The following is a 7,412-nucleotide window of genomic DNA, read 5'->3' as shown; positions in this document are numbered from 1 at the left end:
GGTCGGGCTCGATTTTAAGTTCGGCGGTCCGGTCGTTGCCCAAATACTGAGAATGGTGCATACGGGCGCGGCACCGCATGCGGTTCGCGCCCGTCTAGCCGGTGGTTGAAAAAATCAAACGGCGAGGCTGCTTACCAGACGACGAAAGCGCAGAGCAGCGACAGCGGCAAAACCGCAAGCCCCATATACATCCAGGTGCGATAGGCGCCTGAATCCTTGGGCAGTTTGAAAACGTTGATGATAAACCACGCGCAAACGCCAACGCCCATCAGGACGCGAATGAGATCGCCGGGCGTTTCGTAGATCGAGGAAAGGCGCTCCATCTGCGGGCTGGCGACGCGCGCGGTCAGAACCGTGAGCACAATCAGAAAAATCGTGCGAACAGCGACGCCCCCAGCCCAAACATAGGTTGACGGTGGTTTTGAAGTCGCGTTTTCCGCTTTACGCGATTGATCTATGGGAAGATCCGTGTCCGTGCGCATTGCACATCCCTGCATCAATCCACCTAAAACGATATCTTCTATCGCGTTGCAGCGACAAGTCGTTATTTTTCTTATATAAAGATAACTAAGGACAGTAACGTTTACACATTATCCGGCCCGCTTCAGCGGCTCTTCCGAGGGTCTCTCAGCGCGTTTTTCGGCCTCAAGTGGACCAGATTCGAGTGTCTTCGTTGGATAATCTGGAGTTGAATGCGTCTGGCGCAAGGGAGGAAATATCGCATGGCAGGCGGGCTCAAAACGGCTGGACCGGTATCGATAATTGCAGCGGCGCTGCTGCTTTTTGCTGTTCCGGCCCATGCCCAGTTGAAGAAAGGCAGCCACGCGGCACCGAGCACCGAGGTAAAGCCGCGGGTGGATGAAAAGGCCTACAAGGCTGCGCTCGATCGGATTCCCGACCCGAAGAAACCGTATGACCCCTGGGGCCAGGTCCACGACTCACAGCCAGCGGCAAAGCCAACCGGCAAATCGAACTAGTGGTCCGATTCTAACATCCGCATTCCTTTTCAGCGGTCATCTCTTGCGAATGTTAGTATATGTTTCTAGTGGAGTTTGGGATTTGACATTCGCTTTACGAACTTGCGGCCAGGCGGGGTAGCGAATGTCAAATCCACTCCACTAGTGGTCCGATCTCGCTTGGGCCGAATCAGCGGACGACCAGCTGGCGGCGCGCCCGCCGCCTAAAGCTCCGACTGAGTGCGAATCGCGGCTCAACGATTCGCGGGCGTCCACCTCGACTCATCAACAACGTGCGCTACGCGGGAGGCGATGGCCTCCGATAGCCACTCCGTGGGCTGTCGATCGTGTGCGCAGAGCCGGACGTCGGCGTCCGGGATGGTGGGGCTGCGGCGGGCGCAGGCGGCAGAGCGAGCCGTCCTTATGAGATTTTTATAACGTCGCAATCCCGCTCGCCTCGAAAACCTATGCGTTGGATGGCACTTCAGGACCTGGCGTCGGACGCGATCCTATGAACCCGCGTCCCTGCCTCGCGGCACGACGATACCGCGTGCGACGGGGAGAATTCCATGCTGGACCTGATGATATTGGCGCTTGGCCTCGGCTTCTTCGCCGCGGCGATTGGCTACACCTACGCCTGCGAGCGGCTTTGACACGGGCAGCCTTTCTTCAACTCACATGTCCTGAAGGCGCTTCGAAGGGAACACAGCCATGATGTTCGACTATGCCCTGGCCGGCCTCGTCTCCGCTGGCCTGCTGCTTTACCTCACCTACGCGCTGCTGCGGCCGGAGCGATTCTGATCGCCGTCACCGGCGGACTGCGACGTCCGCCTCAATGAATCCTGAACTTAATCCAAGGGCGTACCCGCCATGACTGCCATCGGATGGATCCAGATTTTCCTGTTCTGCGTCATCATCGCCGCGCTGGCGAAACCGCTCGGCTGGTACATGACACGCGTGTTCAATGGCGAGCGAACGTTCCTGTCGCCGCTGTTTCGGCCCGTCGAGGCCGCGATCTACTGGATCGGTGGGGTTGACGAAAAGCGCGAACAGCATTGGGTCACCTACACGGTCGCGATGCTGTTTTTTCACGTCGGCGGATTCCTGATCCTTTATGCGGCGATGCGATTGCAGGCGGTTCTTCCGTTCAACCCCGCAGGGCAACCTGCCGTTCCCGAAGATCTCTCCTTCAACACCGCGATCAGCTTCATCACCAACACCAACTGGCAGAACTACGGCGGCGAAAGCACGATGTCCTATCTCGTGCAGATGCTGGGGCTGACTCACCAGAATTTCCTGTCGGCCGCCACCGGCATTGCGCTCGCGATCGCGCTGGTTCGCGGCTTTTCCCGCGCCTCGGTGCGCACCGTCGGAAATTTCTGGGTCGATGTGACCCGTGCGACGCTCTATTTGCTGCTGCCGACTTGCATCGTCTACACGCTGTTTCTGGTCTGGCAGGGCATCCCGCAGACGCTTGGTCCCTATATCGATGCCACAACCCTGGAAGGGGCGAAGCAAACGATTGCGGTCGGCCCGGTGGCCTCTCAGGTCGCGATCAAGATGCTCGGCACCAATGGAGGGGGCTTCTTCAACGCCAACGCTGCGCATCCCTTCGAGAATCCAACCGCGCTGTCCAATTTCGTGCAGATGCTGTCGATCTTTGTCATCGGCGCGGCGCTGACCAATGTGTTCGGACGTATGGTGGGCAACCAGCGGCAGGGCTGGGCGATTCTCTCCGTCATGGGCGTGCTGTTCCTGGCAGGCGTTGCCGTCACCTATTGGGCCGAAGCCAACGGCACCGCGATGCTCGATGCCATGAGCCTTTCCGGCGGCAACATGGAAGGCAAGGAGGTCCGCTTCGGCATCGTCGCCTCGAGCCTGTTTGCCGTCGTCACCACCGCGGCGTCCTGCGGCGCGGTCAACGCGATGCATGACAGCTTCACCGCGCTCGGCGGCATGATTCCCCTGATCAACATGCAGCTCGGCGAAATCATCGTCGGCGGTGTCGGTGCCGGCCTTTACGGCATGCTGCTGTTCGTCGTGCTCGCGATCTTCGTCGCAGGCCTCATGGTCGGCCGCACGCCGGAATATGTCGGCAAGAAGATCGAGGCGCGCGAGGTGAAGATGGCGATGCTCGCCATTCTGGTGCTGCCGTTGATGTATCTCGGCTGGACCGCGGTTGCCGTCGTGCTGCCGTCCACCGTCGCCGCGGTGAACAATTCCGGACCGCACGGCTTTACCGAGGTGCTCTATGCCTATGTCTCATCGACCGGCAACAACGGCTCCGCCTTCGCCGGCCTCTCCGGCAACAGCTTCTTCTACAACCTCACGCTTGCCAGCGCGATGTTCGTCGGCCGCTTCTTCATGATCATTCCGGCGATGGCAATGGCGGGTTCGCTCGCGGCCAAGAAATCCATTCCGCCCTCCGCAGGCACTTTCCCGACGACTGGCGGCCTGTTCGTCGGCCTTGTCGTCGGCGTGATCCTCATCATCGGGGGTCTCACCTTCTTTCCCGCGCTGGCGCTCGGACCGATTGTCGAGCACCTCGCGATGAATGCCGGCATCACGTACTGAACGATCTCTTTAGGAGTGACCTCCATGGAACCAGTCCACAAAGCCAACAAGCGGATGCCGGTCGCCACAATGCTTGATCCGAAGATCGTGATGCCCGCGATCGGATCTGCTTTCGTCAAGCTCGACCCGCGGCAGATGGCGAAGAATCCCGTGATGTTCGTCGTCGAAGTCGTCGCCGCACTCACGACGGTGATTTTCGTGCGTGACCTCGCAACCGGCGCTGAAGACCTCGGCTTTACCTTTCAGATCATCCTCTGGCTCTGGTTCACGGTGCTGTTCGCCAATTTTGCCGAAGCGGTGGCCGAAGGCCGCGGCAAGGCGCAAGCCGAATCCTTGCGCAAGACCCGCACCGAGAGCCAGGCCAAGCTTTTGACCGGCTCGGGCAGGGACTATCGCCTGGTGCCGGGCACGAGCCTCAAGGTCGGCGACGTCGTGCTGGTCGAGGCCGGCGACAACATTCCCTCCGATGGCGAAATCATCGAAGGCATCGCCTCGGTCAACGAGGCCGCTATCACCGGCGAATCCGCACCCGTGATCCGGGAATCCGGCGGCGACCGTTCGGCGGTGACCGGCGGTACGCAGGTGTTGTCGGACTGGATTCGCGTGCGCATCACCGCCGCGCAAGGCTCGACCTTCATCGACCGCATGATCAGGCTGGTCGAGGGCGCCGAGCGGCAGAAGACGCCGAACGAAATCGCGCTCAATATCCTGCTCGCGGGCCTCACCGTCATTTTCGTGTTCGCTACCGTCACCATTCCAAGTTACGCAGCCTATGCCGGTGGATCAATCTCGGTGGTCATTCTGGTGGCGCTGTTCGTCACGCTGATTCCGACCACCATCGGTGCGCTATTGTCGGCGATCGGCATTGCCGGCATGGACCGGCTGGTGCGCTTCAATGTGCTGGCGATGTCCGGCCGGGCGGTCGAGGCTGCCGGCGACGTCGATACGCTGCTGCTCGACAAGACCGGCACCATCACGCTCGGCAATCGTCAGGCGACCGCGTTCTGCCCCATACGCGGCGTCAGCGAACAGGAGTTGGCGGATGCGGCGCAACTGGCATCGCTCGCCGACGAAACGCCGGAAGGCCGCTCCATCGTAGTGCTGGCCAAGGAGAAATATGGCATCCGCGGCCGCGACATGGGTGAACTCGCCGCGACCTTCGTGCCGTTCACGGCGCAGACCCGCATGAGCGGCATCGATGCTGGCGGCTCGTCGGTGCGCAAGGGCGCGGTCGACGCGATCCTCAGCTTTGTCGGTGGTGGTGCGGCCCAAACCGTGGCGGCCGGAAACACGGTCCGGGCTCTGCAGCCCTCGCTTGCCTCCGAAGCCACCCGTGAAATCGGGACGATCTCGGACGAAATATCCAAGACCGGCGGCACGCCGCTGGCGGTTGCCAGGGACGGCCGTCTGCTTGGCGTCGTTCATTTAAAGGATATCGTGAAGGGCGGCATTCGCGAGCGTTTCGCCGAATTGCGCCGCATGGGTATCCGCACCGTGATGATCACGGGCGACAACCCGATGACGGCGGCTGCGATCGCCGCCGAAGCTGGCGTCGACGATTTCCTCGCGCAAGCCACGCCCGAAGACAAATTAAGGCTGATTCGCGACGAGCAGGCCAACGGCAAGCTGGTGGCGATGTGCGGGGACGGCACCAATGACGCGCCGGCGCTGGCGCAGGCCGATGTCGGCGTTGCCATGAATACCGGCACCCAGGCCGCGCGCGAGGCTGGCAACATGGTCGATCTCGATTCCAATCCCACCAAGCTGATCGAGGTAGTCGAGATCGGCAAGCAGCTACTGATGACGCGCGGTGCGCTGACGACATTCTCGATCGCCAACGACGTCGCCAAGTATTTTGCGATCATTCCCGCGATGTTCCTGACTTTCTACCCGCAGCTGGCTGTGCTCAACGTCATGCACCTGGCGAGTCCGCAAAGCGCGATCCTGTCGGCGATCATCTTCAACGCGCTGATCATTGTCGCGCTGATTCCGCTGGCGCTGAAGGGCGTCGCCTATCGCGCGATCGGAGCCGGGGCGCTGCTGCGGCGTAACCTGACGGTCTACGGCCTCGGCGGCATCATCATCCCTTTCATCGGCATCAAGGCGATCGATCTCGTCGTCGCTGCCTTGCATCTGGCTTGAAGGAGATCCCTCATTGCGAGGAGCAAGCTGCGAAGCGATCCGGTTCTGTTCCAGCCCCGGTCCGGATGGCTTCCGTCTCCCTCGCAATGACGGAACTAATGGAGACTGAAAATGCTTAGAGAAATTCGCCCGGCAATCCTGGTCCTGCTGCTGCTGACGCTGATTACGGGTTTGGCCTATCCGCTCGCCATGACGGAAGTGGCGGGCGCGATCTTTCCAAAGCAGGCAGAAGGAAGCCTGATCGAGCGAGACGGCAAGGTGATAGGCTCCGCCTTGATCGGGCAGGAATTCAAGGACGACAAATATTTCCACGGCAGGCCTTCGGCGACGACCGCGCCGGACCCCGCCGATTCGAGCAAGACGGTGCCCGCGCCCTACAACGCCGCCAGCTCCGGCGCCTCGAATCTCGGCCCGACCAGCAAGGCGCTGAGTGACCGGCTCAAGGAGGATGTGGACAAGTTGAAGGCGGAGAACCCATCCGCCAACGTACCGGTTGACCTCGTCACGACATCCGGCAGCGGACTGGATCCCGACATTTCGCCGGAAGGCGCGCTCTTCCAGGTGCCGCGCGTGGCAAAGGTGAGAGGTATGCCCGAGGAGAAAGTGCGGCAGCTCGTCGCCGAGAATACATCCGGCCGCTTGATCGGGATTTTTGGCGAGCCCAGGGTTAACGTCCTGGCGCTTAACCTCGCATTGGACGCGGCCGCCAAGCCGTAGGTGCACTAGGCCAGGTCCAGCCTGAGGACTATATTATTCTTATGGTTCAGCAGCCGCGCCGCGATTCCGAACAACGTCCTTCTCCGGAGGCCCTGCTGGAAGCAGCCCGGCGCGAAACCAGCGAGGCCGGGCGCCTCAAGATTTTTGTCGGCGCTGCGCCCGGTGTCGGCAAGACCTACGAGATGCTGCAAAGCGCCCACGCGCGGCAAAAGGCCGGCATCGATGTGGTGGTTGGCATCGTCGAGACTCACGGGCGGGCGGAGACCGAGGCGCTGCTGCATGGGCTTGAGGTCATCCCGCGCAAACGTATCGCCTACAGGGATCAGACCATTGAGGAGATGGACCTCGATGCGCTGATCGCGCGCCGGCCCCAGATCGCGCTGGTCGATGAACTCGCCCATACCAACGCGCCTGGCAGCCGCCACCCCAAGCGCTATCTCGACGTCGAGGAATTGCTGTCGCGCGGCATCGATGTCTACACCGCCGTCAACATCCAGCATATCGAAAGCCTCAACGACGTCGTCGCACAGATCACGCATGTGCGGGTGCGTGAGACCGTGCCGGATTCGGTGTTCGACCGCGCCGACGGCATCGAGCTGATCGACCTCACGCCCGACGATCTCATCCAGCGCCTGAAGGAAGGCAAGGTTTACGTCCCCAAGCAGGCCGAGCGGGCGCTCGAGCATTATTTCTCACCGGGCAACCTGACCGCGCTGCGCGAGCTGGCGCTGCGGCGGACCGCCGAGCGCGTCGACGAACAACTGCTCAGCCACATGCAGGCTAACGCCATTGCCGGCCCCTGGGCTGCCGGCGAGCGCATCCTGGTTTGCATTTCCGAAGACCCGCGTTCGGCCGGGCTGGTGCGGTATACCAAGCGGCTCGCTGATCGCCTTCACGCGCCATGGACGGCGCTGAGTATCGAGACACGGCGTTCGTTGCGGCTGAGCGATGAGGAGCGGGATCGGCTGGCCGATACGCTGCGGCTGGCGGAAGCGCTTGGCGGCGAGGCGCTGACGATCCCTG

General features: G+C 61.7%; 6 protein-coding genes and 1 pseudogene. 6 read left to right on the top strand and 1 reads right to left on the bottom strand.

The window, feature by feature from the left end; all coding sequences use genetic code 11:
• Positions 1–131: 131 nt before the first annotated feature.
• Positions 132–482, bottom strand: coding sequence for a hypothetical protein (locus WB528_RS21260; protein WP_423890396.1), 351 nt, complete (start codon positions 480–482; stop codon positions 132–134).
• Positions 483–722: 240 nt separating this feature from the next.
• Between WB528_RS21260 and WB528_RS21255 the strand changes: the two genes are divergently transcribed.
• From WB528_RS21255 to WB528_RS21230, 6 genes and pseudogenes are all read left to right on the top strand, one after another.
• Positions 723–977 (top strand): hypothetical protein, encoded by a 255-nt coding sequence (locus WB528_RS21255; protein ID WP_423890394.1) that lies wholly within the window; start codon positions 723–725, stop codon positions 975–977.
• A 690-nt stretch (positions 978–1,667) separates the two neighbouring features.
• Positions 1,668–1,757: a K(+)-transporting ATPase subunit F gene (locus tag WB528_RS21250; protein WP_423890392.1), complete on the top strand. Its 90-nt coding sequence runs from the start codon at positions 1,668–1,670 to the stop codon at positions 1,755–1,757.
• A 69-nt stretch (positions 1,758–1,826) separates the two neighbouring features.
• The gene (gene kdpA / locus WB528_RS21245; RefSeq protein ID WP_423890389.1) at positions 1,827–3,530 is read left to right on the top strand and encodes a potassium-transporting ATPase subunit KdpA; all 1,704 of its coding nucleotides are present in this window, start codon (positions 1,827–1,829) and stop codon (positions 3,528–3,530) included.
• A 24-nt stretch (positions 3,531–3,554) separates the two neighbouring features.
• The gene (gene kdpB / locus WB528_RS21240) at positions 3,555–5,672 is read left to right on the top strand and encodes a potassium-transporting ATPase subunit KdpB (protein ID WP_423890388.1); all 2,118 of its coding nucleotides are present in this window, start codon (positions 3,555–3,557) and stop codon (positions 5,670–5,672) included.
• A 111-nt stretch (positions 5,673–5,783) separates the two neighbouring features.
• Complete coding sequence (locus WB528_RS21235) at positions 5,784–6,389, top strand: K(+)-transporting ATPase subunit C (RefSeq protein ID WP_423890386.1); 606 nt, start codon at positions 5,784–5,786, stop codon at positions 6,387–6,389.
• Positions 6,390–6,430: 41 nt separating this feature from the next.
• Positions 6,431–7,412: pseudogene (locus WB528_RS21230) on the top strand (two-component sensor histidine kinase); the annotation flags it as partial.

This window comes from Bradyrhizobium sp. (genome assembly GCF_049586575.1).
Taxonomy (GTDB): domain Bacteria; phylum Pseudomonadota; class Alphaproteobacteria; order Rhizobiales; family Xanthobacteraceae; genus Bradyrhizobium.
The sequence above is the reverse complement of the archived record's forward strand: the minus strand, read 5'-3'. Positions and strand labels throughout refer to the sequence as shown.

Bases quoted from the DNA above. Each gene is read 5' to 3' on its own strand.
- WB528_RS21260 (WP_423890396.1), bottom strand. From the start codon at position 482: ATGCGCACGGACACGGATCTTCCCATAGATCAATCGCGTAAAGCGGAA.
- WB528_RS21255 (WP_423890394.1), top strand. From the start codon at position 723: ATGGCAGGCGGGCTCAAAACGGCTGGACCGGTATCGATAATTGCAGCG.
- WB528_RS21250 (WP_423890392.1), top strand. From the start codon at position 1,668: ATGATGTTCGACTATGCCCTGGCCGGCCTCGTCTCCGCTGGCCTGCTG.
- kdpA (WP_423890389.1), top strand. From the start codon at position 1,827: ATGACTGCCATCGGATGGATCCAGATTTTCCTGTTCTGCGTCATCATC.
- kdpB (WP_423890388.1), top strand. From the start codon at position 3,555: ATGGAACCAGTCCACAAAGCCAACAAGCGGATGCCGGTCGCCACAATG.
- WB528_RS21235 (WP_423890386.1), top strand. From the start codon at position 5,784: ATGCTTAGAGAAATTCGCCCGGCAATCCTGGTCCTGCTGCTGCTGACG.